This is a genomic window from Paracoccus sp. (in: a-proteobacteria) (genome assembly GCF_030536915.1).
Lineage (GTDB): Bacteria > Pseudomonadota > Alphaproteobacteria > Rhodobacterales > Rhodobacteraceae > Paracoccus.
On the sequence record NZ_JAUNPC010000213.1, the window covers coordinates 1 to 1,747 of the forward strand.

At 71.3% G+C, this 1,747-nt stretch carries 2 protein-coding genes; both read left to right on the forward strand.

Annotated features, from left to right (window positions below):
• A partial coding sequence (locus tag Q4F04_RS15840; RefSeq protein WP_303370745.1) for an arginine deiminase family protein occupies window positions 1-311 on the forward strand: 311 nt, incomplete at its 5' end.
• A 1-nt stretch (window position 312) separates the two neighbouring features.
• Entirely contained in the window at window positions 313-1,692 is a 1,380-nt protein-coding gene (locus Q4F04_RS15845) for an FAD-binding oxidoreductase (protein ID WP_303370746.1), read from the forward strand.
• Window positions 1,693-1,747: the final 55 nt, after the last annotated feature.

Below are 1,747 nucleotides of genomic sequence, written 5' to 3' on the forward strand. Positions count from 1 at the left end.
TGATGGTGGTTCCCGTCGCGGAAAAGCTGACCGCGGTCTGCCTCGCCTGCACCGATCCGGGGATCGTGGACTGGCTGAAGGCCAAGGGGCACGAGATCATCGACGTGCCCTTCCGGGACACCATGGCGCTTGGCTGCAACTTCATGTCGCTCGGGCGCGACCGGGTGATCGCCCCCGCGTCCAGCCGGACGCTGGTGGAACAACTCAGGGCGCGCGGCTTCGAGGTGGCGACGGTGGACACCGACGAGATTTCCAAGACCGGCGGCGGCATCCATTGCATGGCGCAGGCCCTGCGGCGCGAGAAGGCCTGACATGGACGAGGGCGAGGACGGCGGCCTGATCGCGGCGCTGCGGGCGGCCCTGGGGCCGCAGGCGGTCCTGACGGGCGCGGCCGTGGGCGAGCGCCACCGCTCGGACGCCAGCCTGACCGGCGCCTGCCTGCCCGCGGCCGTGCTGCGCCCCGACACGGCCCAAGGGATCGCCACCGCCCTGCGCCTTTGCGACGCGGCGGGCCAGGCGGTGGTGCCCCAAGGCGGCATGACCGGCCTTGCGGGCGGCGCCAACCCGCGCCTGGGCGACATCGCCCTGTCGCTGGACCGCTTCGCCGGCATCGAGGAGATCGACGCGGCCTCGGGCACCATGACGCTGCGCGCGGGCACGGTGCTGGAGGTCGCCCAAGGTGCGGCCGCGGCGGCGGGCTTTCTTCTGCCCATCGACCTCGGCGCGCGGGGGTCCTGCCAGATCGGTGGGGTGATCGCCACCAACGCGGGCGGCGTGCGCGTCCTGCGTTACGGCCCTGCGCGCGACAACGTGCTGGGGCTGGAAGCGGTGCTGCCCGACGGCACGGTGATCTCGGCCCTGAACAAGGCGCTCAAGAACAACACCGGCTATGACCTGCGCCAGTTCCTGATCGGATCGGAAGGCACGCTGGGGGTGGTCACGCGCGCCGTCCTGCGCCTGCGTCCCCTGCCTGCCGCGCGCCGCACGGCGCTGTGCGCGCTGGACGGCTTCGACCGGGTGCTGGCGCTGCTGGCGCGCGCGCAGGCCGCCCTGCCCGGCCTCTCCGCCTTCGAGGTGATGTGGGCGCCCTATGTCCGCTTCAACGAGGAGGCCGAGGGCATCCGCCATTTCCCCGAGGTCCCGCCCTTTTCCGTCATCCTCGAACAGGAAGGGACAGAGGAGGACGCGGAGCGCTTCGAATCGTTCCTCGGCGATGCGCTGGAGGAGGGGCTGATGACGGACGCCCTGGTCGCGCAGTCCCAAAGGGACCGCGACAGCTTCTGGCGGGTGCGCGAAGGGCACGCGATGGACCGCCTGCTGCCCCGGCTGGTCAACCTGGACGTCAGCATGGCGATGGGCGCCTTGGGCGATTTCGCAGACACCTGCGGGCGGCAGCTGTCGCGGCGGTTCCCCGGCGCGCATGTCTCGTTCTACGGTCATCTGGGCGACGGCAACCTCCATGTCGCCTTTTCCGACCCCGGCGCGGGCGAGGACGAGCTGTCCGAGGTCAGCCGCATCGCCTATGACCTGGTGCGGGCGCAGGGCGGCTCGATCTCGGCCGAGCACGGCATCGGCACGCTCAAGCGGCCCTGGCTGGGCTGGTCGCGCAGCGCCGAGGAGATCGCGCTGATGCGGCGGATCAAGGCGGTGTTCGATCCCGGGGGCATCCTCAACCCCGGCAAGGTCATCTGACAAGAAAGGCAGGCAGGCGATGGCAAGCGACAAATCCCGGCTGGACGAACTGCGG